At 65.0% G+C, this 24,032-nt stretch carries 21 protein-coding genes; 14 read left to right on the top strand and 7 right to left on the bottom strand.

Annotation, left to right across the window (positions count from 1 at the left end; translation table 11 throughout):
- Positions 1–87 precede the first annotated feature (87 nt).
- The 5 genes from K359_RS0108020 to K359_RS0108040 all read left to right on the top strand — a co-directional run bounded on the left by K359_RS0108020 (position 88) and on the right by K359_RS0108040 (position 5,645).
- A complete protein-coding gene (locus K359_RS0108020; RefSeq protein ID WP_029078877.1) occupies positions 88–2,643 on the top strand; it encodes an ATP-dependent helicase in 2,556 nt (851 codons plus the stop codon).
- 76 nt (positions 2,644–2,719) lie between these two features.
- Positions 2,720–3,133 (top strand): hypothetical protein, encoded by a 414-nt coding sequence (locus K359_RS0108025; RefSeq protein ID WP_029078878.1) that lies wholly within the window; start codon positions 2,720–2,722, stop codon positions 3,131–3,133.
- Positions 3,130–3,813 carry an OmpA family protein gene (locus K359_RS0108030; protein WP_029078879.1) on the top strand — a complete coding sequence of 228 codons (684 nt, stop codon included), beginning with the start codon at positions 3,130–3,132 and terminating at the stop codon, positions 3,811–3,813. The genes K359_RS0108025 and K359_RS0108030 overlap by 4 nt, the downstream gene beginning before the upstream one ends.
- A 150-nt stretch (positions 3,814–3,963) precedes the next feature.
- Positions 3,964–4,887: an ABC transporter ATP-binding protein gene (locus K359_RS0108035; protein ID WP_029078880.1), complete on the top strand. Its 924-nt coding sequence runs from the start codon at positions 3,964–3,966 to the stop codon at positions 4,885–4,887.
- Entirely contained in the window at positions 4,884–5,645 is a 762-nt protein-coding gene (locus tag K359_RS0108040; RefSeq protein WP_029078881.1) for an ABC transporter permease, read from the top strand. Before K359_RS0108035 ends, K359_RS0108040 begins: the two co-directional genes overlap by 4 nt.
- Before the next feature lie 122 nt (positions 5,646–5,767).
- On the opposite strand, the gene K359_RS0108045 is transcribed toward K359_RS0108040, so the two are convergent.
- Positions 5,768–6,097, bottom strand: a complete 330-nt coding sequence (locus K359_RS0108045; RefSeq protein ID WP_029078882.1) for a hypothetical protein — start codon at positions 6,095–6,097, stop codon at positions 5,768–5,770.
- A 302-nt stretch (positions 6,098–6,399) separates the two neighbouring features.
- Between K359_RS0108045 and K359_RS0108050 the strand changes: the two genes are divergently transcribed.
- Together K359_RS0108050 and K359_RS0108055 are read left to right on the top strand one after the other, a co-directional pair.
- Positions 6,400–7,191, top strand: a complete 792-nt coding sequence (locus tag K359_RS0108050; protein ID WP_029078883.1) for a L,D-transpeptidase — start codon at positions 6,400–6,402, stop codon at positions 7,189–7,191.
- A 258-nt stretch (positions 7,192–7,449) separates the two neighbouring features.
- Positions 7,450–8,301, top strand: coding sequence for an alpha/beta fold hydrolase (locus tag K359_RS0108055; protein WP_029078884.1), 852 nt, complete (start codon positions 7,450–7,452; stop codon positions 8,299–8,301).
- A gap of 94 nt (positions 8,302–8,395) precedes the next feature.
- Here the strand turns inward: K359_RS0108055 and K359_RS0108060 are convergent, their stop codons facing one another.
- Positions 8,396–8,953 (bottom strand): DUF308 domain-containing protein, encoded by a 558-nt coding sequence (locus K359_RS0108060; protein ID WP_029078885.1) that lies wholly within the window; start codon positions 8,951–8,953, stop codon positions 8,396–8,398.
- A 138-nt stretch (positions 8,954–9,091) separates the two neighbouring features.
- Between K359_RS0108060 and K359_RS0108065 the strand changes: the two genes are divergently transcribed.
- Complete coding sequence (locus tag K359_RS0108065; RefSeq protein ID WP_029078886.1) at positions 9,092–9,679, top strand: TetR/AcrR family transcriptional regulator; 588 nt, start codon at positions 9,092–9,094, stop codon at positions 9,677–9,679.
- A gap of 228 nt (positions 9,680–9,907) precedes the next feature.
- Here K359_RS0108065 and K359_RS0108070 read toward each other — a convergent pair whose 3' ends face one another.
- The gene (locus K359_RS0108070; RefSeq protein WP_029078887.1) at positions 9,908–12,172 is read right to left on the bottom strand and encodes a fused MFS/spermidine synthase; all 2,265 of its coding nucleotides are present in this window, start codon (positions 12,170–12,172) and stop codon (positions 9,908–9,910) included.
- Positions 12,173–12,351: 179 nt separating this feature from the next.
- Here K359_RS0108070 and K359_RS0108075 point away from each other — a divergent pair, with 179 nt between their 5' ends.
- The gene (locus K359_RS0108075) at positions 12,352–13,953 is read left to right on the top strand and encodes an NAD(P)/FAD-dependent oxidoreductase (RefSeq protein ID WP_029078888.1); all 1,602 of its coding nucleotides are present in this window, start codon (positions 12,352–12,354) and stop codon (positions 13,951–13,953) included.
- Positions 13,954–14,220: 267 nt separating this feature from the next.
- On the opposite strand, the gene K359_RS0108080 is transcribed toward K359_RS0108075, so the two are convergent.
- A complete protein-coding gene (locus K359_RS0108080; RefSeq protein WP_029078889.1) occupies positions 14,221–14,385 on the bottom strand; it encodes a Flp family type IVb pilin in 165 nt (54 codons plus the stop codon).
- A 170-nt stretch (positions 14,386–14,555) separates the two neighbouring features.
- Between K359_RS0108080 and K359_RS0108085 the strand changes: the two genes are divergently transcribed.
- The 3 genes from K359_RS0108085 (at position 14,556) to K359_RS61140 (ending at position 16,294) form a co-directional block, all read left to right on the top strand.
- Positions 14,556–15,440, top strand: a complete 885-nt coding sequence (locus K359_RS0108085) for a 50S ribosomal protein L11 methyltransferase (RefSeq protein ID WP_029078890.1) — start codon at positions 14,556–14,558, stop codon at positions 15,438–15,440.
- Between the two features lies 1 nt (position 15,441).
- Positions 15,442–15,945 carry a hypothetical protein gene (locus tag K359_RS0108090; protein ID WP_029078891.1) on the top strand — a complete coding sequence of 168 codons (504 nt, stop codon included), beginning with the start codon at positions 15,442–15,444 and terminating at the stop codon, positions 15,943–15,945.
- 79 nt (positions 15,946–16,024) lie between these two features.
- A complete protein-coding gene (locus K359_RS61140) occupies positions 16,025–16,294 on the top strand; it encodes a hypothetical protein (RefSeq protein WP_156928410.1) in 270 nt (89 codons plus the stop codon).
- A 7-nt stretch (positions 16,295–16,301) separates the two neighbouring features.
- Here K359_RS61140 and K359_RS0108100 read toward each other — a convergent pair whose 3' ends face one another.
- Positions 16,302–16,490 carry a hypothetical protein gene (locus K359_RS0108100; protein WP_029078892.1) on the bottom strand — a complete coding sequence of 63 codons (189 nt, stop codon included), beginning with the start codon at positions 16,488–16,490 and terminating at the stop codon, positions 16,302–16,304.
- Between the two features lie 240 nt (positions 16,491–16,730).
- On the opposite strand from K359_RS0108100, the gene K359_RS0108105 reads away from it, so the two are divergent.
- Positions 16,731–18,560 carry an aminopeptidase P family protein gene (locus tag K359_RS0108105; protein ID WP_029078893.1) on the top strand — a complete coding sequence of 610 codons (1,830 nt, stop codon included), beginning with the start codon at positions 16,731–16,733 and terminating at the stop codon, positions 18,558–18,560.
- A gap of 184 nt (positions 18,561–18,744) precedes the next feature.
- Positions 18,745–20,037, top strand: coding sequence for a multidrug effflux MFS transporter (locus K359_RS0108110; RefSeq protein ID WP_029078894.1), 1,293 nt, complete (start codon positions 18,745–18,747; stop codon positions 20,035–20,037).
- A gap of 152 nt (positions 20,038–20,189) precedes the next feature.
- On the opposite strand, the gene ligA is transcribed toward K359_RS0108110, so the two are convergent.
- Entirely contained in the window at positions 20,190–22,343 is a 2,154-nt protein-coding gene (gene ligA, locus K359_RS0108115; RefSeq protein WP_029078895.1) for an NAD-dependent DNA ligase LigA, read from the bottom strand.
- 8 nt (positions 22,344–22,351) lie between these two features.
- Positions 22,352–24,022, bottom strand: coding sequence for a DNA repair protein RecN (gene recN, locus K359_RS0108120; protein WP_029078896.1), 1,671 nt, complete (start codon positions 24,020–24,022; stop codon positions 22,352–22,354).
- Positions 24,023–24,032 lie beyond the last annotated feature (10 nt).

A 24,032-nucleotide genomic window follows, 5' to 3' on the forward strand; every position in this document is an offset into this window, starting at 1 on the left:
TCAGGCCCTATATGCCCCTCAATCCCTGTTAAGAAGGCTCCCCTTCACCGTCCCGCGGTGCCATCGTGGGGCCGAGACGATTCGCTGATGACCGAGCCGAGCAAATTGCCCCCTCACGGCGTCCCCGAGCACCAGCCGGTGGCTGGGGGCATCGCCGCGCGTGCGCGGGCGGCGGCGGGTCCGCAATATCTCCAAGGCCTCAATCCGGAGCAGCGCGAGGCGGTCGAGACGCTCGACGGCCCCGTGCTGGTGCTCGCCGGCGCCGGCACCGGCAAGACACGGGTGCTGACCACGCGCATCGCGCATATCCTGAGCCAGGGCCGCGCGCGGCCGCACGAGATCCTGTCGGTGACCTTCACCAATAAGGCGGCGCGCGAGATGAAGCTGCGGCTCGGCCAGATGCTGGGCCAGGCGGTCGAGGGCATGCCGTGGCTCGGCACCTTCCACTCGATCGGCGGCCGCATCCTGCGCATCCATGCCGAGCTGGTGCAGCTCAAATCCAACTTCACGGTGCTCGACGTCGACGACCAGGTGCGGCTGCTCAAACAGCTTCTGCAGGCCGAGAACATCGACGACAAACGCTGGCCGGCGCGGATGCTGGCCGGCCTGATCGACAGCTGGAAGAACCGCGGGCTGTCGCCGTCGCAGGTGCCGTCGGGCGAGGCCGCCTCGTTCGGCAACGGCAAGGGCGGCAAGATCTACGCGACCTATCAGGAGCGGCTGAAGATCCTCAACGCGGCCGATTTCGGCGACCTGCTGCTCGAGAACATCAGGCTGTTCCGCGAAAATCCCGATGTGCTCCGGCAGTACCAGAACCGCTTCAAGTTCATCCTGGTCGACGAATATCAGGACACCAACGTCGCGCAGTACCTGTGGCTGCGGCTGCTGTCGCAGGCGCCGACGCAGCCCGGCCTGCCGCTGTCGGCGGTGATTCCGGGTCCGATCGATGATGCGGCCGCAAAGCAAGCAGCAAGCGCACAGCCCGCGCCGGCCGCTCCCTCCGCGCCGCTCAAGAACATCTGCTGCGTCGGCGACGACGACCAGTCGATCTACGGCTGGCGCGGCGCCGAGGTCGACAACATCCTGCGCTTCGACCACGATTTTCCGGGCGCCAAGGTGATCCGGCTCGAGCGCAACTACCGCTCCACCGGCCACATCCTGGCCGCGGCCTCGCATCTGATCGCGCATAATGAAGGCCGGCTCGGCAAGACGCTGCGCACCGAGGATGTCGACGGCGAGAAGGTCACCGTCACCGGCTCCTGGGATTCGGAGGAGGAAGCGCGCGCGATCGGCGAGGAACTTGAGGAGCTGCAGCGCGCCGGCGAAAACCTCAACGACGTCGCCATCCTGGTGCGCGCCTCGTTCCAGATGCGCGAGTTCGAGGACCGCTTCGTCACGCTCGGCCTGCCCTACCGCGTGATCGGCGGCCCCAGATTCTATGAGCGCGCCGAAATCCGCGATGCGCTGGCCTATCTGCGCACCATCAACTCGCCGGCCGACGATCTCGCCTTCGAGCGCATCGTCAACGTGCCCAAACGGGGCCTCGGCGACGCCACCGTGCAGCTGCTGCACGACCATGCCCGCAAACGCCGCATTCCGCTGTTCGAGGCGGCGCGCACCGTGGTCGAGACCGACGAGCTGAAGCCGAAAGCGCGCGGCTCGTTGCGCGATCTCGTCATGCAATTCGACCGCTGGCGCGCCCAGCGCGAGGTGGTCTCACATACCGAGCTCGCCGAGATCGTGCTCGACGAGAGCGGCTATACCGAGATGTGGCAGAAGGATCGCTCGGCTGATGCCGCGGGCCGGCTGGACAACCTCAAGGAACTGGTGCGTTCGATGGAGGAATTCGAGAACCTGCAGGGGTTTCTCGAACATATCTCACTGGTGATGGACCGCGACGGCGAGGCCGGCGACGAGGCGGTGTCGCTGATGACGCTACATTCGGCCAAGGGGCTGGAATTCGACAATGTGTTCCTGCCGGGCTGGGAGGAAGGCCTGTTCCCGAGCCAGCGCACGCTGGATGAACAGGGCCGCGCCGGGCTCGAGGAGGAGCGCCGCCTCGCCCATGTCGGGCTGACCCGCGCCCGCCGCCGCGCAAAAATCTATTTCGCCACCAACCGCCGCATCCATGGCACCTGGTCGACCACGATCCCCTCGCGCTTCCTCGACGAGTTGCCGGCGCACAATGTCGAGATCACCGAATCCAAGGGCGGCTCGGGCTGGGGCGGCAGCGGCGGCTATGGCGCCTCGCGCTTCGACAACCTCGAATCATTCGGCTCGAGCTATTCGACCCCGGGCTGGCAGCGCGCCCAGGCCAACCGCGGCCGCGGTGGCGGGGGGCGCAGCGGCGGCTTCGAGGAGCGGCAATCGCCATTTTCAGGTTCGCGAAGCGATACCTCCACCTCGCGGACCGATGCCTCCTCGGGCGGCTTCAATCGCAGCAAGCGCGGCCCCATGGTGATCGAGGGCGAGCTGGTGGCGAAATCCACCGGCACGGTGTCGGAATTCTCGCTGGAGGATCGGGTGTTTCACCAGAAATTCGGCTACGGCCATGTGGTGAAGATCGACGGCAACAAGCTCACCATCGCCTTCGAAAAGGCCGGCGAGAAGAAGGTGGTCGACAGCTTTGTGGAACGGGTGTGACACAGCCGCCTTCCTTGGCGGCCTTCCCTGTTCGTAGCTCTTGACCCCAGTTGAATTCACGGGTTGAGATGGCCCCATGGTCCGGGGAGGGTTTTTCCTTTTTGTCATCGCGCTCACTGCGCCGTCGCTGGCGGTCGCGGAGACGATGAGCTTTGGCGATTCGGCCGCGCAGCTCGCCAAGGCCTGCGGCGCCGACATCACCGCCAACTGCCGCGGCGTCAATCTTGACGCCACTCGCCTCAAGGAGTGCCTGTCGCGCAACCGCGACGTGATATCGCCGCAGTGCAAGGAGACTTACTTCTCCACCCTCGACACGATCCAGAAGCGGATCGCGGCGCGCGTGACGGTTGCAAACGCCTGCACCCGCGAGATCGTCAAGGTCTGCAACGGCTCGACCAAGGAGACCAGCAAGGCGGTGCCCTGCCTCGTCGCAGCCAAGGGCGTCAGCCGCAATTGCGCCCAGGCGATCAATGACGCGGGGTATCAATGATGCGGCTGTCGACGGGCGGCTTGCGCGATCTTGGCCTGTTGGGTCTTCTCGCCGCGCTGACGTTGCTGGCGGCGCCGCTCGTGCAGGCGCAGACCGCGGTCACGCGCGACGACGTCATCGCCAAGCTCAATCATTTCGAGACCGACGCCGCAATCGACGTCCCGGCGCTGCGCCAGCAGACGCTCGAACGATCGAAGTCGCGATCGAAGAACGAGCCGCCGCCGCAAAAGCGCCCGCCGATCGCTCCCGATCTGACCAAGCTGCCGGCGTTCAATGCCGACATCGCGTTCGACGTCGACACGCCGATCGTGATGCCGGAATCGTATCAGACCGTCGGGCGGATCGCCGATGCGCTGACGCATTCCTCGCTGCTGCCCTACACATTCCTGATCGTCGGCCACATCGAATCGACCGGACGGCGCGACAACAACGTGCTGCTGAGCCAGCGGCGCGCGGACGCGATCCGCGACATCCTGGTCAACACCTTCAAGATCGCGCCGAAGCGCCTGCAATCGGTCGGGCTCGGCGAAGAGCAGCTGCTCGACCCCGCCCGCCCCAACGCGCCGGTCAACAACCAACTGCAGATTATGCTGGTCGCGAAGGTCGCCGACGAGCCGCCCGCGCACCCCGCGCCGGCGGCGGCCGCCAAGAAGCCGGCGAAGCCAGCCAAGAGGCACTAGCGCGGCTTTTCTGCACGCCGCAGAATAGATTTCTGCGCTGCCGGGTGATTGCGGAACGGAATATGCGTTCCTATCTGCGCTTGACCCGCATCCCGCCCCGCCCGGGCCCCAATCCGCGCGCGCCCCCCTCCCTCACGCTTTCGATCCTTCATGTCGCCGATCATTTCCGTATCCAATCTTTCGAAGACCTACGGCTCCGGCTTCAAGGCGCTGAAGGGCATCAATCTTGATATCAACCGTGGCGAGATCTTCGCGCTGCTCGGGCCGAACGGCGCCGGCAAGACCACGCTGATCAGCATCATCTGCGGCATCGCCAATCCGAGCGAGGGCCGCATCATGATCGGCGGCCACGACATCATCGGCGACTATCGCGCGGCCCGCTCGATGATCGGGCTGGTTCCGCAGGAACTGCACACCGACGCGTTCGAATCGGTCTGGGCGACGGTGAGTTTCAGCCGCGGCCTGTTCGGCAAGCCGAAGAACCCCGCCCATATCGAGAAGGTGCTGCGCGACCTGTCGCTGTGGGACAAGAAGGACGACAAGATCATCACACTGTCCGGCGGCATGAAACGCCGTGTGATGATCGCCAAGGCGCTATCGCACGAGCCGCAGATCCTGTTCCTCGACGAGCCCACCGCCGGCGTCGATGTCGAATTGCGCAAGGGCATGTGGGAAGTGGTTCGCACGCTGCAGGCTGCCGGCGTCACCATCATCCTGACCACGCACTACATCGAGGAAGCCGAGGAGATGGCCGACCGCATCGGCGTCATCAACAAGGGCGAGATCATCCTGATCGAGGACAAGGCGACCTTGATGCAGAAGCTCGGCAAGAAGCAGCTGACGTTGCATTTGCAGAGCAAGCTCGACGCCGTTCCGCCCGCGCTTGCCGCCTACCATCTCGAATTGTCCGACGACGGCCGCGCGGTGACCTACGATTACGACACCAAGGGCGACCGCACCGGCATCACCAGCCTGCTCAGCGACCTCCGCAATGCCGGCATCCGGATCTCCGATCTGGATACGAAGCAATCCTCACTCGAGGACATCTTCGTCTCCATCGTGAGGGCGCCATGAATTATCGTGCAATCCGGGCCATCTATCTGTTCGAAATGGCGCGCACCTGGCGCACGCTGCTGCAGAGCATCGTCTCGCCCGTGGTGTCGACCTCGCTGTATTTCGTGGTGTTTGGCGCCGCGATCGGCTCGCGCATCACCCAGGTCGAGGGCGTCAGCTACGGCACCTTCATCGTGCCGGGGCTCGTGATGCTGTCGGTGCTGACGCAGAGCATCTCCAACGCCTCGTTCGGCATCTACTTTCCGAAATTCGTCGGCACGATCTACGAGATCCTGTCGGCGCCGATCTCCTATTTCGAGATCGTGATCGGCTATGTCGGCGCCGCCGCCACCAAGTCGATCATCCTCGGCCTGATCATCCTGGCGACCGCCGGACTTTTTGTACCTTTGCATATCCAGCATCCGGTGTGGATGCTGACCTTCCTGGTGTTGACCGCCGTCACCTTCAGCCTGTTCGGCTTCATCATCGGCATCTGGGCCGATGGCTTCGAGAAGCTGCAGATGATCCCGATGCTGGTGGTGACGCCGCTGACCTTCCTCGGAGGCAGCTTCTATTCGGTGAACATGCTGCCGTCGGGCTGGCGCACCATCACGCTGCTCAATCCCGTGGTCTATCTGATCTCCGGCTTCCGCTGGAGCTTCTATGAGATCGCCGATGTCAGCGTGCCGCTGAGCCTCGGCATGACCGTGGGATTCCTGGTGGCGTGCATGGCCGTCGTGGCATGGATCTTCAGGACCGGCTACCGGCTGAAGAACTGACTTGCGAAAGCAAGTCATTCCGGGGCGCGCCTTAGCGCGAACCTCAGATGCGCAATCGCGCGTCGGGGAATCTCGAGATTCCGGGTTCATGCTTCGGATGCCCCGGAATGACGGTCACCGTCTCAATAACAATGGAAATGGCCGTGGCGGTAATAGCCGCGGCAGCGGTGGCCACGGCGGTAGCCGCGATCCGGGATGCCGAACACGCCCTTGACCGCGCCCATGGCGCCGCCGACACCAGCGCCGACGGCACCACCGACCACGCCGCCCACCGGGCCGGCGACCCGGTTGCCTTCATAGGCACCCTCATGGGCCCCGCGGACGATGCCCTGGGCATGGCCGGGATGGGGGACTGCCACCAGCGTCAATGCGAGGGCTGCGGCCGCAAGCAGGAGCCGCGCGGAGAGGCCGGCGGGGACGACGGCCGCGGTCTTAACCTTGGTATTGTTCATCTGGATTCCTTGAAGCTCGGCGCGATTGCGCCGCCGGGGCGGGATTGTGAAACGCCCATGCGGCCAGATGGTTGCGTGTTGGCGGCCAATTGCGGGCATCGTCGCGGCCTGCTCGCGAAAAAGTCAGGCCGCCGCGACCGGCAGGCCCGGCTTCGGCCTTGTTTGCGCCGTGCGCGGGATTAACGATGGCGCTTAACGATGGCCTGGGTCCGCGACTGGAACCAAGTTCGGATTCCGTGCATATTGGTTGCCGGGGACGGAGAGCCGCGGCATCGCGATCAGGCCTGGAGGCCAAAGGTAAAATGCGTTCGTTCCTCATTGCGTTCACTTCCGTGATGTTTTTTGCGGCCGGCGCCGCGCAGGCCAAGGTCGATATCACCATCGACAAGGACAACCAGCAGATGACCGTCGCGGTCGACGGCGTCGCGCGCTATCACTGGCCGGTCTCGAGCGGCATCCCCTCGCGCGAGACGCCGAACGGCACCTTCCGCGCCTTCCGCATGGAAGAGGACCACTATTCCAAGGAATTCGACGACGCGCCGATGCCGCATTCGATCTTCTTCACCAAGATCGGGCACGCGATTCACGGCACCGACTCGGTGAACCGCCTGGGCACACCGGCCTCGCATGGCTGCGTGCGGCTGTCGCGCGACAACGCAACGACGCTCTACGCACTGGTCCAGAAGCAAGGCGTGCTCAACACCACGGTGACGCTGACCGGCTCATCCCAGGTCGCACTGGCGCGCAATCCGCGTGGGCGCAACGGCACCGCCGTCGCCCGCCGCGCGCCGCAGCAAGATGAGCAGTACGGCACCGCCGCCGCCGGCGATCCCGTCGTGCTGACGCCGCAGCCGCGCGAATATCCGGCGCAGGCCCGCGCCGACGACGGCTACATCTATCCGGCCGACGGCAGCTCGACTGCGCAGCGCTACCCGGCGCCGCCGTCAAGCCGCCGCGTCTACGACGCGCAGGGCTATGGCCAGCAGCAATACTACGGCAACCAGGGCTACGCGCCGGCGCCGCAGGGCAATTACCAGCCGCGGCCGTACTACCAGCAGCAGCGCGGCTTCTACGGCAACAACTATCAGGACTGAGACGCAGTCTCCTGATCAACTGACGGCGCTGCAGGCCGCGCGCCTTCAGTTCACGATCCCCTCACCCGCTTGTGACCGCTGCAAAGCGCCCGCGTCGTCGTCCGCGGTGGCCCGTCGTTGCCTCGTCATCCGATTGTTAAAATAGCCCGATATTCGGCGGCAATAGCGCCCGCCTGGCCTCTGGAGGCCGTTTCACGCGGAATGCCCAGGTGAGATCAGGGCCAGGCGCGGGTCACGTAGGCAGTATCAGAGGTCGAAATGAAACGGGGCTTCATTGTCCTTTGCCTGTGCGTCGTGGCGATGGCCGGCTATTTCACGACGGACAGATGGGCGATCCGTCACACGACGCTGACGTTCAGTGACATCCTGCGCGACGACCGTAACGTCACGGTCGAGCTGGCGGTCCGCCGCGACCGGCAGATGCAGGCGATGGCCGAGATGATCGAATTGCCGGTCGCGATCCTGAGCCACGGCAACACCGTCAAGAACACCGAGTATTCGTTCCTCACCAATCTGTTCGCGTCGCGCGGCTACCTCGTGGTCAGCATCCAGCATGATCTCGACACCGATGCGCCGATGGTGACCAAGGTCGGCGAGGAATATGTCGGCCGCCGCATGCAATACAATCGCGGCGTCTTCAACATCATGTATGCGATCGACGAGCTCAAGAAGCTTTATCCGAACGCAAACTATCGCCAGCTGACGCTGATCGGTCATTCCAACGGCGGCGACATCTCGATGTTCTTCGCCAAGCAGCATCCCGAGTTGGTCAAGAAGGTGGTCACGCTGGACAATCTACGCGTCCCCTTCATCACCGACGCGAGGATCAAGATCCTCTCGTTCCGCTCGAAGGACCCTCATTTCAAGGCGGACCCGGGCGTCGTGCCCGACGACGAGACCTGCGCCCGGCTCGGCATCAAGGTGGTCCGAACCGAATTCCAGCACAACGACCTCAGCGACCGCGGCCCCGACAGCGCGAAGTCGTCGATCCAGGCCGGGGTCGAGCAATTCCTCGACGAGGACAATGGCGAGAGCACGCCGACGATGCCGCTGCTCGCAGCGTCAAGCCCGGACAAGGAGAAGGCTGCGGCGGCAGCCGACGACAAGTAACGGGCGGTCGAACGGCCGGCTAGAGCTTAGGTTCTGATTCAATCAGAACCTAAGCTCCAGTGCCTACGGGCTCTCTGATGCGACGAGGCCGCCCTTACGCATGCGCGTTGCGATAGGTGATGGCTATGAGCCAGATTGCGGACACCAGGAAGTAGAACGCGCCGAACCCCGCATAGGGAGCGACGTCCAGAATCGTTGGCGCGACGGTGCCAATGGATTGGCTGATCATGTAGCCACCGGCGAGGGCCGACTGCGCGCCGCTCAGGATCATTGCCCATTGCGCACCGTAATGACGCCAGCGCCTTGCTCCCGTGTACAACTGCAGCAGACCCGAAAGAATCGCCCAGACTCCGAATACGGCCAGCACGGCATATGCGCTGTGGCTAACCGCTGCGACCACGGCGAGCGCCGTTATCGTGCTGACCGCGACGTTCAATGCCTGGGATGGGTTGGCCTTCAGGCCGCCATTGACCCGGGCGTCTGCCAGATTGGCGATGGCGTCCCATGCCGGGTAGATCACGAGTAGAAACGCGGTGACCTCGGGTTGTCCGCTGAACAGAAGGGCGGCGGCAACCCAGGCGATCGAGAATATGGCGCGCCCGAAATAATACGATCGCAACCAGGCGGATTGGGTCGAAAGGTGGCTTTGCATTGACAGGCTCCCTGCTTACCTTCCTACTAGTAGGTAGATAAAGCTTTTGAGTCAATCCCACGCTCGGACACCTTCTTGTGTGGGACGGGAGAGCTGGGGTAGCTTGACAAGCTTACCTACTGGAAGGTAGGCGCCATTATGAACCCGACGATTTCGACCTCAGAAAAAATTCTCGATGTCGCCCAGTCTCTCATCGTCGCGGGAGGCTACAACGCGTTCAGCTATGCCGACATTTCGGATGCGATCGGCATCAGGAAGGCGAGCATTCACCATCACTTCCCGACCAAGGCCGAATTGGTCTCGGTGCTGGTGGATCGCTACAGGCGGCAGGCGGAACTGGGCCTGAGGTCGCTCCAGGAGCAGTTCTCGAGCCCGGCCGAACAGCTGCAGTCTTATCTGAACTTCTGGCAGACCTGCATTCGGGATGCCTCGCTGCCTTTCTGCGTCTGCGCGATGCTTGCCGGCGAGATGCCGATGTTGCCGGAACCGGTCGCTTCACGCGTCCGGGCGCATTTCCATGGTCTCGCAAGATGGTTGACGTCGGTGCTGCAGGCCGGCGCGGAGCAGCGCCTGTTCCACTTGAACAACCGGCCGGAAGACGAGGCTCAGATGCTGATGGCATCGGTCCACGGCGCAATGCTCTCTGCGCGGGCGTTCAACGATCCCGAGTTGTTCGTCGTAATCGTCAACTCCCAGATCGCGAAGCTGCTGGTAGCGGATCGCTAGAGCAGGATGAAGTTATCTTGAGCCGAAGCGGCTGCCGAACTTCACCTCTCCCTTGGGAGAGGCATAGGCCGCCCGCGGCGGCCGTCCACGAAGAGAACGCCGAAGCGAAGCTTCGGCTCTGGCGTAGCGCCGGGTGAGGGGTTGCGGTCTCTCGTTGGAGCTGCGGCCCCTCACCCGATTTGCTGCGCAAATCGACCTCTCCCCGATGGGGAGAGGTGAACCTCAAGCCTATTGCTCGCCGTCGCGCAAGCGGCGGTACACCGCACCCAGCACGTTCGAATAATCGTCGGTCCAGACCCGCTGTTTCTCGTCGGCTTCGGTCTCGGTCCAGACGTCAGACGATGCGAGCTTGCCGACATCGGCCTCCTCGCGCGCCGAGACCACCACCGAGGTCGAGAAAATGTACTCGTTGTCGCGGCCGGAATCCTCGCTGTAGACCCAGCTCTTCATGTCGTTGGCATCGGCGATGCCGACCACGACGCTGGCCAGTTCGAGATGGCGGTTGGAGACGTGCATCACGACCGCGCCCTGCGGCGCCAGCTTCTCCTTGTAGATCGCCATCGCCTCCTCGGTCGCGAGATGGATCGGGATCGCGTCCGACGAATAGGCGTCGACGATGATGAGATCGTAGACGCCGTCCGGCTCCTTGGCGAAGGTCAGCCGCGCATCGCCAATCACGGGCTTGAGGTTCGGCTCGCAGTTCTGGATGTAGGTGAAGTATTTCGGGTCGCGCGCGGTATCGACCATCGACTGGTCGATCTCGAAGAAGCGCCAGTCCTCGCCGGGCTGTGATGCGCAGGTCAGCGTCCCCGAGCCGAGCCCGATGACCGCGACCTTCAGCGGCGCGCCCTTGCGCTCGCGGATCGCTGTGATCGCCTGCCCGATGCCGCCATCCTTGTGATAGTAGCTGATCGGCTCCGGCCGCCCGGTGACCGGCGTACCGTCGTCGTTCCTGAACTTCTCGGCGCCGTGGATCGTGGTGCCGTGCATCAGCACGTGATACTGCCCGTTCCGGGTCACCACGATCTTGTGCACGCCGAAGAAGCTGCGCACGGTTTCGACGCGGCCGTCGTCGGACGGATAGGCGCGCAGCACCACCAGCGCGACCACGACAGTGGCGAAGATCTTCCAGCGATTGGCGTTGAGCGCGAGCGCCAATAGCGCCGAGAGCACGCCGACGGCGCCTATTATCCAGACCCTGCGGTCCTCGAGCCAGTTGAAGATGTCGCCCGCCGACCAGGATGGCGCGATCAGCGCCACCGCCAGCACCGCGAGGAACGGCCAGTACCAGGCGCTCCAGCGCGGCAGCCGCTCGGCGCCGCCGGGCGGGCGGCACAGCGCGGCGAGCGCCAGCAGGATCGGATATTCGGCGACCCAGGAGAAAGTAAACGGTGCAATAAGTCCCGCGAACAGGCCGCCGATCATGCCGCCGAACGACAGCGCGACATAGAAGCCGGTGAGGTATTTCGCGGCCGGGCGGGTGCGCGCGAGCTCGCCATGACAGGCCATCGCGATGATGAAGAAGCAGAGTTGATGGCCGCCGAGCGTGAGCAGAAGGTTCTGCTCGCCGCCGACCGCGAGCAGGATCACGACGCCGGCGATCGCCAGCGGCTGCGCCAGCAGCATCCATTTGTGCGGTAGCAGCGGCCGCGACTGGAACACCAGCACCCAGGTCAACAGATACAGCGACAGCGGCAGCACCCACAGCAGGGGCGCTGCGGCGACGTCGGTCGAGATATGCGCCGTCACCGCGATTAGGAGGCCGGACGGCACGGCGGCGAGGAAGATCCAGCGCGCCCGCTGCGGCCAGGACGGCACCGTCGCGTTTGCGTCGTCGGCCGGCATGTTGAGCGCGGCGGCATTGGCCGGCGATCGCAACAGCAGCAGGCCGCAGCCCGCGATCAGGACGATCAAAAGACCATAGCCGCCAGTCCAGATCAGGTTCTGGGTCCGCAACGTTAACATCGGCTCGAGCAGCACCGGATAGGACAACAGCGCCAGGAAGCTGCCGATGTTCGAGGAGGCGTAAAGAAAATACGGGTCGGGGCCGTTGGGGTGGCCGGTGCGCACGAACCAGGCCTGCAGCAGCGGATTGTTGGCGGCGAGCGCGAAGAACGGCAGGCCGATCGAGACCACGAACAGGCCGAGCAGCCAGATCGCATAGCCTGAAGTCGGCGGCTCGCCCCAGCCGCTCTTGATCGACAGCGGCAGTGTCAGCAACGCAATGACGAGCAGCACGAGATGCACCACGATCGGCACGACACGGCTGTTCAGCTTCATCAGCAGATGCGCATAGGCATAGCCGCCGAGCAGCAGCGACTGGAAGAACACCATCGCCACCGACCACACCGCCGGCGAGCCGCCGAGCCGCGGCAGCACCATCTTGGTGAACAGCGGCTGCACCGAGAACAGCAACAGGGCACTGACAAAGATCGCAGCGGTGTAGACGACCAGCACCAGCCGGTTTCGCGAGGCGGACGGCTCAGATGTCATGAAAGCTCCGGCATGGACCCGGCGGGCGCCGGAGGCGGACGGTCCGGCGGCAGCGCACCAGAGGAGGAGAATTGAGCATAAGGCAGTAGCACGGACAAGAAACCACGGTCACGCGGACTTGACGACCGGGCGCTGCGGCGCCACAGCACGTGCTCTAATCACTGCTTCTTGAAGCGGACATGAACGAGACAGACGTCGTCATCATCGGTGCGGGGCACAACGGCCTCACCTGCGCGGCCTATCTTGCGATGGCAGGGCTGCGGGTCAAGGTCGTGGAACGCCGCAAGGTGGTCGGCGGCGCCGCTGTCACCGAGGAGTTCTGTCCGGGATTCCGCAATTCGGTTGCCGCCTACACGGTGAGTTTGCTCAACCCGCAAATCATGTCTGACCTGAAACTTGCCGATCATGGCCTCAGGATCGTCGAGCGGCGCGCCCAGAACTTCCTCCCCGCGACCGACGGCAGCTATTTGCTGACCGGCGAAGGCCGCACCCAGCAATCGGTCGCGAAGCTCAGCCAGCACGACGCGGGTGCAATCGGCGTGTTCTCCGGGGAACTCGAAGCCATCGCCGACGTGCTGCGGCAATTCGTGCTGCGCGCGCCGCCGAACCTTGTCGAGGGCTTTGGCATCGGTGCGGTGAGCGAGGCCTTCAACGCGCTCGGCACCGCCAACATCCTGCGGCGGCTGTCGCTCGAGCAGCAGCGCGACCTGCTCGATCTGTTCACGCGCTCGGCCGGCGAGATGCTCGACGAGCGTTTCGAGAGCGACCTCGTCAAGGCGCTGTTCGGCTTCGACGCCATCGTTGGCAACTATGCCAGCCCCTACGCCGCAGGCTCAGCCTATGTGATGCTGCACCATGCGTTTGGCGAGGTGAACGGCAAGAAGGGGGTCTGGGGCCACGCGATCGGCGGCATGGGCGCGATCACCCAGGCGATGGCGCGCGCCGCACGCGGCCATGGCGTCGAGATCGAGACCGATGCCGGCGTGCGCGAGGTGATCGTCGAGAAGGATCGCGCCACTGGAGTCATCCTCGACAATGGCGAGACCATCCGCGCCAGATACGTCGTCTCGAACGTCAATCCGAAGCTGCTGTACACGCGCCTGGTGCCGGCAGGCGCTCTGGCATCCGAGTTCCTCGCGCGCATCTCGCGATGGCAGAATGGCTCCGGCACGTTCAGAATGAACGTGGCGCTCAGCGCCCTACCCTCGTTCACCGCGCTGCCCGGCCCCGGTGATCACCTCACTGCGGGAATCATCATCGCCCCAAGTCTCGGCTACATGGATCGCGCCTGGCGCGACGCGCGCGACTTCGGCTGGAGCCGCGCGCCCGTCGTCGAAGTGCTGATCCCCTCGACGCTCGACGACAGCCTGAGCCCGCCGGGCCAGCATGTCGCGAGCCTGTTCTGCCAACACGTCGCGCCGCAATTGCCGGACGGCAAATCCTGGGACGACCATCGCGAGGAGGTCGCCGATCTGATGATCGCAACCGTCGACAGCTACGCCCCCGGCTTCGCGGCCGCCGTGGTCGGCCGCCAGATGCTGTCGCCGCTCGACCTCGAACGGCAGTTCGGCCTGCTCGGCGGCGACATCTTCCACGGCGCGCTGACGCTGAACCAGCTGTTCTCGGCGCGGCCGATGCTCGGCCATGCCGACTACCGCGGCCCGCTCCGCGGCCTCTACCATTGCGGTTCCGGCGCCCATCCCGGCGGCGGCGTCACCGGCGCCCCCGGCCACAATGCCGCGCGCGCCATCCTGGCCGACCATCGCGCGCTGTTCGCATAGGGCACGACGGATCACACGCTGCGGAGGGCAAGCTGTGGACAGGTCTGTTGAGAAGCTGTGGGTCGGTTGTGGGTGAACCGCGGTGCGCTGCGCGGGAATGCCGGAGGAAATCCCGGTGGACTGGCTGTGCAGCAGTCGCTGACAACCCGGGGACAACGCCCCGCATATCCCGTTGGCAAGTTGCGTGGAACTCTGTGGACGGCCTGTTCAAAAAAGAAAACACCGGGCGTCGTTGCCCGGTGTTTGCTCGAGAACGCCGTCTGCCAATTACTTCAGGGAACCGCTGATCGAGTTGAAGGTCCCGCTCAGCGCCGTACCGACGCCATTCACCGCAGCGATGATGGCGATAGCAATGCCGGTCGCGATCAGTCCGTATTCGATGGCGGTCGCGCCGGATTCATTCTTCAAGAATCTAACGATAAAAGCCTTCATTGCAGCCCTGCCCTTGGTTGTGATGCCTTGGAACACGGGAGAGTTCCGGTTCCGGAACCAGTATAGTACGGTAACATCTAAGGTTGTCTGAACCGGGAACCTATCAATTCTCGCGATATTCGAATGAATCCAGCTTGAAATTTTAACAAAAACCGCGCTACCGGCCTCCGATGACCCCGTCCACACACCGCGCCAGCATCACCCTGTCAGACGAATCGACCGCAAAACGCGTGGTTGATGCGCTTTCCGAGCTGTTTTTCGAGGATCAGGCGGCCTTTGCAGCCTTCGAGCGGCCGGACGGCCGCTGGGACGTCACCGTCCATTTTGCCGACCCGCCGGACCAATCCTTGCTGCGCGAGTTGATCGGACAGGTGGTGCGGCAGGATGTCGCATCTACTTTAGTCTTTGATATTGTTGAGGCAAAGGACTGGGTCAAGGCCAGCCTCGAAGACCTTGTCCCGGTCGCGGCCGGCCGCTTCATCGTCCACGGCCAGCATGACCGGCACAGGATTCCGCCCAACAAGCTCGGGATCGAGATCGAGGCGGCGCTCGCCTTCGGCACCGGCCACCACGGCACCACGCGCGGCTGCCTGCTGCTGCTCGACCACGTGCTGAAGGCGTATCAGCCCCGGCGCGTGCTCGATCTCGGCACCGGAACCGGTGTGCTGGGGATTGCCGCCGCCAAGGCGCTGCATGGCCGGGTGCTGGCCAGCGATATCGATCCGCCGTCCGTCCAGGTCGCCGAGGAGAACGCCCGGCTGAATGGGGCAGGACATCTGGTCGACGTGATCCGCGCCACCGGCTTTGCGTCGCCGCGCTTTGCCGGGGACGGGCCGTTCGATCTGGTGCTCGCCAATATCCTGGCCAATCCGCTGCGCCAGCTGGCGGGGCCGATGGCCCGCCACCTCGCTTCGTCGGCACAGGTCATCCTCTCCGGCCTGCTGACCCACCAGGCGCCGGCTGTCATCGCCGCCTACCGCGCCCGCGGGCTGGTGCCGCTGCGGCATCTCAGAATCGAGGGCTGGAGCAGCCTGCTGCTACGCTCGGTGAGGTGACATGACCGCGCCCGGCAGACAGTGCGGCGACTGCACGCTCTGCTGCAAGGTAATGGCGATCGAGGAACTGGCGAAGCCCGCCAACGCCTGGTGCCCGCATTGCAAGCCGGGGCGCGGCTGCCGGATCTACCCGAGCCGGCCGGCGGAATGCCGCTCGTTCAGCTGCGTCTGGCTCGTCAACGAGCTGCTGGAGGAGCACTGGAAGCCCTCCCGGTCGAAGCTGGTCCTGACCACATCGGACGACGGCCTCGAGGTCAGATGCGATCCGGGCTTCCCGGACGCCTGGCGCAGGGAGCCGTTTCGCAACGAACTGAGGGAATGGGCGCTGTCCGGCGAGACGCTCGACATGACCGTCGTCGTCATCGCCGGTCAGCACATCACGCTGGTGACGGCGGAGCGCGAATTCGATCTGGGGATCGTCGGCCCCGATGAGCGGATCGTGCGCGAGCTCGACGGCACCAGGGTCGTCAACGTGACCGTGGCGAAGGCGTCGGACCTGGGATAGTCAGACCCTTGCAACGGCAGGCATCATCAAGCGTTGGTCCGCGATCCTGTTCGTGATCTCTGCGAAGGAGACCGTCCGCATGAAACGTCCCACTCGCGCTTTCACCATCGCGGCGATCTTCGCTGTCGCGTCTGCGGCGGTCACCAACGCCCGAGGAGGCGGCATCCGCCCCGTCAGCGACCGCAGCCATGCCGGCGAACCCTATCGCGGTTATCCAACCGGGCGTCATGACAGCCGGCCGCGGGTACGCAGTGACGGCCGCGAGCGTGGCTGGCCCAGCGGATCATATCCTCTGGAGTACGAAGACCGGGACCGGGGCGTGTACCTCGGCCAGCGTCACGACGATTGAAGGAGAGCTATTTGGACGGCGCAGGATCGCGGCCGGGAGTCTTCTCGACCTTGTCCTGACTGGCTGCACGCCTGGCACGCGCCTCGACAAAACGGTCAAGCATCTGGACGATGACGCCACGCTGCTTCTGTTCGATCGGCGCGACCGGTCCGCGAGGGACTGGCGGCGAGATCTTCTCAAACGAAAATGCAGGCATCGTGCATCTCCTCACCGTTGAGTTGAGACACTCCTGGACACCCCCCCGTACGCTTTGACCAAGGACGCGAAGTGGACATCGTCCGGTCATTTCCACTATGCCACGATTCAAGCATAAGTTATGCCAAAATAATGGTCAGGCCTGACCGCGTGGCGCAAGGTGGACAACCGGCTTTCCGGCGCGACAAAGGCGCCGCGTTTGCGCGAAGATCATGCGCCATCCGAAGAGAGTGCGACAGCGATGTTCGAAGCCCATTTCCAGACGTTCGAAGAGCCTGAAGGCGGCGTGGCGCTGACCGCGCGCTTGAGCGCGCTACGCGAGGAACTGGTGCGGCGCAAGCTGACCGGGTTTGTGGTTCCGCGCGCCGACCAGCAGCAGAATGAGTATGTTGCGGCGTCCGAGGAGCGGCTCGCCTGGCTGACCGGCTTCACAGGATCGGCCGGGCTCGCGATCGTGCTGAGCAAGCAGGCCGCCCTGTTCGTCGACGGCCGCTACACCCTGCAGGCCGCCAAGCAGGTCGACGCCAAGGCCTGGCAGGTCGAGCCGCTGGTCGAGCCGCCGCCGGAGCACTGGCTGACGCGGCACCTTTCAGCGGGCGACCGCCTAGGATTTGACCCGTGGCTGCACACTTCTGCGGCAGCGGAACGGCTGGCGACGGCCTGCACCAAGGCCGGCGCCGAACTGGTCGCCGTCGATCGCAACCCGGTCGATGCGATCTGGAGCGAGCGGCCGGCGCCACCGCTCGGCCCGGTCAGCATCCACGGTGCGCAGTTTTCGGGTGAGATCGAGGCCGAGAAGCTCAAGCGCATCCGGCTCGAGATCAACAAGCTCGGGGTCGATGCGCTGGTACTGTCCGACAGCCACGCGGTGGCCTGGGCCTTCAACATCCGCGGCGCCGACGTCTCGCATACGCCGCTGCCTCTGTCCTACGCGCTGGTGCTGAAGGACGGCCGGCCGCTGGTGTTCATCGATCACCGCAAGCTGTCGAACGCGACGCGCGACCATATCGAGCAATCCGCCGATGTCGAGGAGCCGGCGGCGCTGGCGCCAAAACTCACCGAGCTCGCCAAGCGCGGCGCCTCGATCGCGCTGGACAGCGCGACCGCCGCGGACGCGCTGAGCCGCCTGATCGCTGGCGCCGGCGGCAAGCCGATGCGCGGCAACGACCCGGTCAGCCTGCTGAAGGCGGTGAAGAACATCACCGAGATCGAGGGCACCCGGTCAGCGCATCAGCGCGATGCGGTGGCGCTGACGCGCTTCCTCGCCTGGATCGACCGGGAGGCGCCCTCGGGCCACCTCACCGAGATCGACACCGTCGAGGCGCTGGAGACGTTCCGCCGCCAGACCGGCGCGCTGAAGGACGTCTCGTTCCCGACCATCGCCGGCACCGGGCCGAACGGCGCCATCGTGCATTACCGCGTGACGCGCAAGAGCAACCGCCGCATCGCGCCCGGCGATCTTCTGCTGATCGATTCCGGCGCGCAATATCAGGACGGCACCACCGACGTCACCCGCACCATCGCGATCGGCACACCTGTTGACGAGATGCGTGACCGCTTCACCCGCGTGCTGCGCGGCCATATCGCGATCGCCCGCGCGATCTTCCCCGACGGCACCACCGGTGCGCAGCTCGACAGCTTCGCGCGGCAATATCTCTGGCAGGCCGGGATCGATTTCGAGCACGGCACCGGCCACGGCGTCGGCAGCTATCTCTCAGTGCACGAAGGGCCGGCGAGGATCTCGAAGCTCGGCACCACGCCGCTGAAGCGCGGCATGATCCTGTCCAACGAGCCCGGCTACTACAAGACCGACGCCTACGGCATAAGGATCGAGAACCTCGAGCTCGTGATCGGCACCGACATTGCCGGCGCCGAGAAGCCGGTCAACGCCTTCGAGACGCTGACCCTGGCGCCGATTGATCGCCGCCTGATCGAGGTCAGCCTGCTGAGCCGAGACGAATTGGCCTGGCTCAACGACTACCACGCCCGCGTCGCGCGCGTGGTGCGTCCGCATCTCGACGACAACGCCACGAAGCAGTGGCTGGATGAGGCGACGGCTGTGCTGAAGTAGCGGCGCGGGCAGCGTCCACACACTCGACGTCGTCCCGGCGAAGGCCGGGACGACAGTGTGTTTATTGCGCGAGACGAAACATCACCGCAGCGCCTCTCGAAATCGCATGGGCGCATGCCAAAACACACGTATTCCGCGCGAACGGGCACGCTACAGTCTTTCCATAATGCTGGATCGGACCTGAATGCACGGCGTGATGGGCAAGCCGCCCGGCGACAACAACAAAGACAACATCAAGGACAACATCGCGACATCGAAGGTCATGCTGCTGATGCTCGTCGTGATGACGGGCGTCGCGCCGATCTCGCTCTATATGCTGGTCCCCGCGTTGCCGGTGCTGGCGACCAATTTCGGCCGCGACATCTCTATCGCGCAGATGACGGTGTCGCTCTACATGGTCGGCATTGCGCTCTCGCAGCTGATCATGGGGCCGCTGTCCGACAAGTTTGGCCGCCGCCCGGTGCTGCTCGCAGGCCTCGGCCTGATGGTGGCGGCGGGCATCGGCTCGGTGTTCGCCGAGACCCTGCCGCAGCTGATCGCGGCGCGCTTCTTCCAGGCGCTGGGCGGCGCCAGCGGCATGGTGATCAGCCGCGCCATCATCCGCGATCTCTATCCGCGCGAGCGGGTCGGCGCCATGATCAGCCTCGTCGTCGCCGCGCTGATGATCGCGCAGATGGTGAGCCCGCTGACCGGTGGCCTCTTGGAGACCGCATTCGGCTGGCGCGCGATCCTCTATCTGATCACCGCGGCGTCGTTGACCGTCACAATCTTCATTGCGCTGGCGCTGCCCGAGACCCGGCGCGACCGCGCCGACAGCTCCAGCTTTCGCGGCGACCTCGGCAAGCTGATAACGAACCGCGCCTTCGTCGGCTATCTGCTCTGCCAGGTGCTGTCATCACAGATCATCTTCGCCTTCGCCGGCGGCGGCCCCTACATCGTGGTGACCCAGATGGGCCGCAGCAGCGCCGAGTATGGCGCGTGGTTCGCGATGACCGGGTTCGGCTACTTCGTCGGCAATCTGCTCTGCGTGCGCTTCGCGCCGCGGCATTCGCTGGAGAAACTGATCTGGTTCGGCCTCGCGCTGCAGCTCGGCGGCAGCCTCTTGAACCTGATCTGGAGTTTTGCCGGAGTAAACCAGGCGCCGCTCTGGCTGTTCGGCACCCAGATGATCGTGATGGTCGCCAATGCCTTCGTGATGGCCAATTCCGCCGCCGGCGCCATCAGCATCCGCCCCGAAGCCGCCGGCACCGCCTCAGGCGCCATGGGCTTCCTGCAGCAGGGCATCGGCGCGCTGATCTCGCAGTTCGGCGCCTATCTCGGCGGCCACTCCACCACCACGCTGCCGCTGACCTCGGCAATCTTCGCGATCTCGATCGCCTGCGCCTGCACCATGATCTTCATCGTTCCGCGGCGGAATGTGGTGGTGAGCGAAGAGCTGATCGCGCAGGCGGAGGAGGATGAGAGCGGGATGATGTGAGGCGTGCGTGCGCCGCACCTCAACTCGTCATCCCCGCGCATGCGGGGATCCAGTACGCCGCGGCCCATCCGCTCAACAATGACTGTCTCTGGAATACTGGATCACCCGCATTCGCGGGTGACGACAACGGAGAGTGCGGCGACGCTGCGCCCCTACTCCTCGATCAGCGTCAGCCACTCGTCCTCGGTCAGCACCGCAACGCCAAGCTCGCGCGCCTTGGTCAGCTTGGAGCCCGCGTCCTCACCGGCCACCACATAATCCGTCTTCTTGGAAACCGAGCCCGCGACCTTGGCGCCGAGACGCTCTGCCATCGCCTTGGCCTCGTCACGGGTGAATTTCGTCAGTGAGCCGGTGAACACTACGGTCTTGTCCGAAACAGGCGAGCTGTTGCGCGGCTGCTCGGCGGGCTTCACCTCGATCTGGTGCAACAATTCGCCGAGCGCCTTGACGTTGCGCGGCTCTGCAAAGAACTCGACCACCGCATCTGCGACGATCTCGCCGATGCCATCGATATCGTTGAGGTCCTGGTAGGCCTCGGTGGCGTTCTCTTCGTCCTTGCTGCCCTTGGCGGCGGCCAGCATCGCCTCACGGAAGTTTTCGATCGTGTGGTAGTGCCGCGCCAGCAGCTTGGCGTTGCCTTCCCCGACATGGCGAATGCCGAGCGCAAAGATCAGCCGGTGCAGCTCGATGTTGCGGCGAGCATCGATCGCGTCGAACAGATTGCGTACCGAGGTTTCGCCGTAGCCCTCGCGCTCCATCAACTTCCTGGTCAACCGCCCGTCCCGCTCGCGAAGGGTAAAGATGTCGACCGGCGACATCACCAGCCCGTCCTCGTAGAATTCCTGGATCTGCTTCTCGCCCAGACCATCGATGTCGAAGGCAAGCCGCGACACGAAATGCTTCAGCCGCTCGACCGCCTGCGCCGGACAGATCAGTGCGCCGGTGCAGCGGCGCACCGCCTCACCTTCCTCGCGAATCGCATGGCTGCCGCACACCGGGCAGGTGTCGGGAAACTTGTACGGCTTTGCACTCTTCGGCCGCTTGTCCAGAACAACGCCGACGACCTGGGGGATGACGTCGCCGGCGCGCTGCACGACGACCGTGTCGTCGACGCGGAGATCCACGCCATCCCGAATCGGATTTCCGTCGTTGCCGATGCCCCTGATGTAGTCCTCGTTGTGCAGGGTTGCATTCGAAACCACGACGCCGCCGACCGTCACCGGCTCGAGCCGCGCGACCGGCGTCATCGCGCCGGTGCGTCCCACCTGGATATCGATCCCCCTGAGAATCGTCGTTGCCTGCTCGGCCGCAAATTTGTGAGCGATCGCCCAGCGCGGGCTGCGCGACACGAATCCGAGGCGCTCCTGCCAGTCGAGGCGGTCGACCTTGTAGACCACGCCGTCAATGTCGTAGCCGAGCGAGGCCCGCTCCTCGCCGATCTTGTTGTAGAATTTCAGGACATCATCGACGCTCTTGCAGAGCGTGATCAGCGGATTGACCACAAAGCCTGCCTTGTCCATCCACTCCAGCATGCCGTGCTGGGTGTCGGCGGGCGGCTCGCTCATCTCGCCCCATGTGTAGGCGAAGAATTTCAGCGGCCGCGACGCGGTGATCGACACGTCCTTCTGACGCAGCGACCCCGCTGCCGAATTGCGCGGATTGGCAAAGATCGTGTCGTCAGCCGCGGCCTGCTTCTTGTTCAGCTCAAGAAAATCCTTCTTGAGCATATAGACTTCACCGCGCATTTCGCAGGCTGCCGGAACGTTGCGGCCCTTCAGGGTGTGTGGAATGTCCTTGATGGTACGGACGTTGGCGGTCACGTCCTCGCCGGTGAAGCCGTCGCCACGCGTCGCGGCGCGGACAAGCTCGCCATTTTCGTAGCGCAGCGAGAGAGACAGGCCGTCAATCTTCGGCTCGGCGACCAGCACCGGAATCTGGTCGGCATCCAGCTTGAGAAAGCGCCTGATACGTTCGACGAATTCGGTGACGTCCTCGTCGCTGAATGCGTTGCCGAGCGACAGCATCGGAACGGCATGTTGCACCTTGGCAAAGCCGCGAGCCGGCGCCGCGCCAACCGTCTGCGTCGGCGAATCCTTGGTGACGAGATCGGGGAATTTGGCCTCGATCGTTTCCAGGCGCCGCCGCAAGGCGTCGTAGGCCGCATCGGATACGGTCGGCGCGTCCTTCTGGTAGTAGCGCTCGTTGTGAGCCTCGATCTCGAGTGAAAGGCGCATCAGCTCGACCTTGGCCTGCGCCTTGGTGAGCTTGTCGACGTCGACCAGCGCTTTCTTCGCCTTGGCAGCCATGGGCGCGACTAGCTCGCCGCCCTGAGCAGCCGCTCCGCCGCGGCGCGGGCCTCGGCGGTGATCTCGGCGCCGGCCAGCATGCGCGCGATCTCCTCACGGCGATGGTCGGCGGCGAGCGCGTTGACGCGGGTGGCGACGCGCTTGCCCTTGTCGAGCGCATCTTTGGAGATCAGGAGATGCTGGCTGGCGCGGGCCGCGACCTGCGGCGCATGCGTCACCGCCATCACCTGCACCTTGCCGGCGAGACGTGCCAGCCGCGAGCCGATGGCATCCGCCACCGCGCCGCCGACGCCGGTGTCGATTTCGTCGAACACCAGGGTCGGCGCCGAGCCGCGATCGGCCAGCACGACCTTCAGCGCCAGCAGGAAGCGCGACAGCTCGCCGCCGGAGGCGACCTTCATCATCGGTCCCGGCTTGGTGCCCGGATTGGTCTGGACCCAGAACTCGACGCGGTCGATGCCCTGCGGGCCCGGCGCGGCGGCGTTGCTCTCGACCTGGGTCATGAACTTCGCGCGCTCGAGCTTGAGCGGCGCGAGCTCGGCATTAACGGCCTTGTTGAGCTTCTCGGCCGCCTTGGTGCGCGCCGCCGACAGTTTTACGGCAGAAGCAGCGTAGCGCTGGTCGGCCTCGCGGGCGGCCGCTTCCAGCTTCTTCAGCTGGTCGGCGCCGGCATCGATCAGCGCGACGTCGCCGGCGTATTGCGCTGCCAGCGCGGCCAGCAGATCGACCGGCGTCGAATATTTGCGCGAGGCGGCACGCAGCGCGAACAACCGCTCCTCGATGCGCTCGAGTTCGGCCGGATCGAAATCGGTCGCCGCCAGCGCGGCATGGAGATGCTGGTCGGCCTCTTCCAGCGCATTGATCGCAACGTCGATCGCCTTCACCGCGGGCTCGATCAGGCCGGGCGCATTGGCGGCGCGCCGCTCCAGCCGCCGCACCGCGGCCGACAGCGCCGACACCGGCGAATGCGAGCCGCCGATCGCCTCCTGCGCCTCGCGCAGATCGGTGGCGACCTTCTCGCCCTGCATCATGGTGGTGCGGCGGTTGGCGAGCTCGGTCTCCTCGCCCTCCTTCGGCGCCAGCGCCTTCAGCTCCTGGGAGGCATGGCGCAGGTAATCGGCCTCGCGCGCGGCGCGTTCCATGCCGGCGCGATGTTCGTCGAGGTCGGCATTGGCGGTCCGCCTGATATCCCACAGCGCTTCCAGCGCCGCGACGTCCTTCTCATGGCCGGCGAAGGCATCGAGCAGCTGACGGTGGGTGGAGGCGTCGACCAGGGCGCGCTCGTCGTGCTGGCCGTGGATTTCGACCAGAACGGCGCCGACCGCCTTCAGGGTCTGCACGCTGATCGCCTGGTCGTTGATGAAGGCGCGGGTGCGGCCGTCAGCGAGTTGCACGCGGCGCAGGATCATCTCACCGGTGTCGTCGAGGCCGTTCTCGGCCAGGATTTTGGCCGCCGGATGCCCCTTCGGGACATCGAACGTGGCGGTGACCTGGCCCTGCTCGGCGCCGTGGCGCACCAGTCCGGCATCGCCGCGGCCGCCGAGCGCGAGCGCAAAGGCGTCGAGCAGGATGGATTTGCCTGCGCCGGTTTCGCCGGTCAGCACCGCGAGGCCACGGGAAAATTCGATATCGAGCCGTTCGATCAGGACGATGTCACGGATCGACAGACGCGCCAGCATGCGAGGACAA

The organism is Bradyrhizobium sp. th-b2 (assembly GCF_000426785.1).
GTDB classification, from domain to species: domain Bacteria; phylum Pseudomonadota; class Alphaproteobacteria; order Rhizobiales; family Xanthobacteraceae; genus Bradyrhizobium; species Bradyrhizobium septentrionale.

Excerpts from the sequence above, each read along its gene's own strand:
- K359_RS0108020 (WP_029078877.1), top strand. The coding sequence starts at position 88 with ATGACCGAGCCGAGCAAATTGCCCCCTCACGGCGTCCCCGAGCACCAG.
- K359_RS0108025 (WP_029078878.1), top strand. The coding sequence starts at position 2,720 with ATGGTCCGGGGAGGGTTTTTCCTTTTTGTCATCGCGCTCACTGCGCCG.
- K359_RS0108030 (WP_029078879.1), top strand. The coding sequence starts at position 3,130 with ATGATGCGGCTGTCGACGGGCGGCTTGCGCGATCTTGGCCTGTTGGGT.
- K359_RS0108035 (WP_029078880.1), top strand. The coding sequence starts at position 3,964 with ATGTCGCCGATCATTTCCGTATCCAATCTTTCGAAGACCTACGGCTCC.
- K359_RS0108040 (WP_029078881.1), top strand. The coding sequence starts at position 4,884 with ATGAATTATCGTGCAATCCGGGCCATCTATCTGTTCGAAATGGCGCGC.
- K359_RS0108045 (WP_029078882.1), bottom strand. The coding sequence starts at position 6,097 with ATGAACAATACCAAGGTTAAGACCGCGGCCGTCGTCCCCGCCGGCCTC.
- K359_RS0108050 (WP_029078883.1), top strand. The coding sequence starts at position 6,400 with ATGCGTTCGTTCCTCATTGCGTTCACTTCCGTGATGTTTTTTGCGGCC.
- K359_RS0108055 (WP_029078884.1), top strand. The coding sequence starts at position 7,450 with ATGAAACGGGGCTTCATTGTCCTTTGCCTGTGCGTCGTGGCGATGGCC.
- K359_RS0108060 (WP_029078885.1), bottom strand. The coding sequence starts at position 8,953 with ATGCAAAGCCACCTTTCGACCCAATCCGCCTGGTTGCGATCGTATTAT.
- K359_RS0108065 (WP_029078886.1), top strand. The coding sequence starts at position 9,092 with ATGAACCCGACGATTTCGACCTCAGAAAAAATTCTCGATGTCGCCCAG.
- K359_RS0108070 (WP_029078887.1), bottom strand. The coding sequence starts at position 12,172 with ATGACATCTGAGCCGTCCGCCTCGCGAAACCGGCTGGTGCTGGTCGTC.
- K359_RS0108075 (WP_029078888.1), top strand. The coding sequence starts at position 12,352 with ATGAACGAGACAGACGTCGTCATCATCGGTGCGGGGCACAACGGCCTC.
- K359_RS0108080 (WP_029078889.1), bottom strand. The coding sequence starts at position 14,385 with ATGAAGGCTTTTATCGTTAGATTCTTGAAGAATGAATCCGGCGCGACC.
- K359_RS0108085 (WP_029078890.1), top strand. The coding sequence starts at position 14,556 with ATGACCCCGTCCACACACCGCGCCAGCATCACCCTGTCAGACGAATCG.
- K359_RS0108090 (WP_029078891.1), top strand. The coding sequence starts at position 15,442 with ATGACCGCGCCCGGCAGACAGTGCGGCGACTGCACGCTCTGCTGCAAG.
- K359_RS61140 (WP_156928410.1), top strand. The coding sequence starts at position 16,025 with ATGAAACGTCCCACTCGCGCTTTCACCATCGCGGCGATCTTCGCTGTC.
- K359_RS0108100 (WP_029078892.1), bottom strand. The coding sequence starts at position 16,490 with ATGCCTGCATTTTCGTTTGAGAAGATCTCGCCGCCAGTCCCTCGCGGA.
- K359_RS0108105 (WP_029078893.1), top strand. The coding sequence starts at position 16,731 with ATGTTCGAAGCCCATTTCCAGACGTTCGAAGAGCCTGAAGGCGGCGTG.
- K359_RS0108110 (WP_029078894.1), top strand. The coding sequence starts at position 18,745 with ATGCACGGCGTGATGGGCAAGCCGCCCGGCGACAACAACAAAGACAAC.
- ligA (WP_029078895.1), bottom strand. The coding sequence starts at position 22,343 with ATGGCTGCCAAGGCGAAGAAAGCGCTGGTCGACGTCGACAAGCTCACC.
- recN (WP_029078896.1), bottom strand. The coding sequence starts at position 24,022 with ATGCTGGCGCGTCTGTCGATCCGTGACATCGTCCTGATCGAACGGCTC.